Annotated in this window: 1 protein-coding gene; it reads right to left on the reverse strand. The window is 35.3% G+C overall.

Annotated features, from left to right (window positions below):
- On the reverse strand, positions 1-2,202 hold a 2,202-nt coding region (locus HMPREF3239_RS05665; protein WP_218117667.1), incomplete at both ends, for a Rib/alpha-like domain-containing protein.

Here is a 2,202-nt window from a genome sequence, read left to right on the forward strand (position 1 = left end):
AGTCTTTTGTGACTTCTTCTGTTGTTGGTTCATAAGTTGTTGCATCAGTTGGTTCTCCTACAACTACAGTTACATTCACTTTATCAGTTGTGTCATCCGGATATGTCACTGTCACTGGTACTTCAAATGTTCCTGGCGTATTACCATCTGGTAATGTACTTGGATCATCAACTGTGATTGTTAGTGTTCCTTTTTCTGATGGATAATCTGGAACTGTTACTGCTCCTGTTACATCATCCTCAGTTGTTGGTGTACCGTAATCTTTTGTAACTTCTTCTGTTGTTGGTTGATATACTTCATTATCTGGTTTTGCAATAGAGAATGAATCAATTGCTAATGCTGTAGTTAATGATGATGTAGAAACACCTTGTTTAAATACTGCAGATAAGAATATATTTGAACTTGTTGCATCTGCTGGTACTGTATAAGGTACTGATCCTACTGTTCCATCTTCAGCAGAAGTTACAGTAACTGGCTCTCCGATTGCTTGACCATCTTTGAACCATTGCACTTGATATTCACGATTTGGTAATAAACCGCCTGTTCTAGATTGTGCAGTATCACCTGGTCTAGCTAATTCATCTGTTGAGTTATAATTCGTGATGTCGTGCATTGGTTGTGGTGCTAAAAGTGCAAAATCTACACCTGATGTATTATATGAGCTTTGAGCACTTGGTCCAATTGGTAAAATATCATCACTAAGTCCTTCAAACATGTTAGTTTGGAAATTATTACTCCAAATAGCATAGCCTTCAACAAGCGGTGTAACATATACATAATCAGAGTTGATATGTCTGTGTTTTTGGCCAATTGTTCCATTCCAAGCCATTAAGTTATTATGTGAAACATCTTTATCAGCTACAACTTTGCCATATTCTTCATCTGAGATAGTTTTAGAAATGCTTGTACCTGAATTTTGTTTATAAGCACTAATACCATAGATACCTTTGAACGGAATGTAATAATCACCGTTAGAATCTACATTTGCTACAACAGTTTCAGCAATGTGTGAACCCACACCATTTTTCGCTTCATAATCAGCGATAATTTGTGCTTGTGCAGCTTTGAAATCATCTAATGTATAACCACTGTGTTCATTTTTCCAAGTATCAAATAATCTAGTTACTTCGTCATTTACATATGATGCAGCGACTTTTGTATTAGTTGCATTAACATCCCAAGTATCTTTACCCCAGCGTCTTGCATCAGAGCCATTAGGATCCCCGTTTTCATACCATACGTTACCGCGAATTGTACCGTAATTACCTGTATTTTCAAATTGGCCATTTGAAGTACCAGATGTTGTACGTTCATTTTCTGGTTTTAGTAACCAATCAACATTATTATGTTTTTCTTGAAGTACAACTTGTGAGTTAACAATTCTATTAACTCCTGCTGTAAAGTCCCAAGATTCATTTTTTCTAGTTAAACGATCATGATAACCATACATTTGGTCGCCATGTTTAACAACATCGTATTTAGATGGATCTGGATTTTTAACCCAAGTTCTTATAGCGAATTGGGAGTCTCCTGCTAATTTAAATTCATAAGAATTGCCATTCTCATCTGTAACTGGTTTGGATAAGTCAAATGCAAATGAACCGTCTGGATTTGTAGTAGTGTAATAAACTGGGGATACAAAACCTTTTCCGTTTACCCATTGTAAGTAAACATTAACTCCTGGTAAAGCTACTGCATCTTTTTGAGAAGAGTCTGAATGATTACCATTTCTATAAACCCATGCTTTACCACTATAAGTTTGGTTTTTAGTAGCATCACCTGGTGAGTATATAGCACTATTTTCTGCTAATTCTTGTAAATCTGACGTAGCAGCACGATCCGTTACCACTGCTCTATTACGTAATAAGTTTCTAACAGGTGTGTTAGAAGTTGTCTTCGTTTTAGAAGATGTGTTTGTTGTATTAGCAACTACAGGAGTTGAATATTGATCATTAGTTGCCGATTTTTCTTTAACTAAAGCAGCTAAAATTTCATTTTCATTAGCTTTATTAACACCTTGTTTATTTAAAACTGATAAAATTTCGTCTTCAGACACTCCTGTTTCATTTGCTACATTTTTAACTTCATTTACAGTTTCTTTTTCTGAAATTGGTTGATTTGTTGTAGTTTCTTTAGTAGCTTCTTCTGTTGAAGGTTGTTCTGTTGTGCTTTCTTTACTTGCCTTCTCTTCTGTTGAAGGTT

This window comes from Staphylococcus sp. HMSC34C02 (assembly GCF_001838705.1).
Classification (GTDB): domain Bacteria; phylum Bacillota; class Bacilli; order Staphylococcales; family Staphylococcaceae; genus Staphylococcus; species Staphylococcus borealis.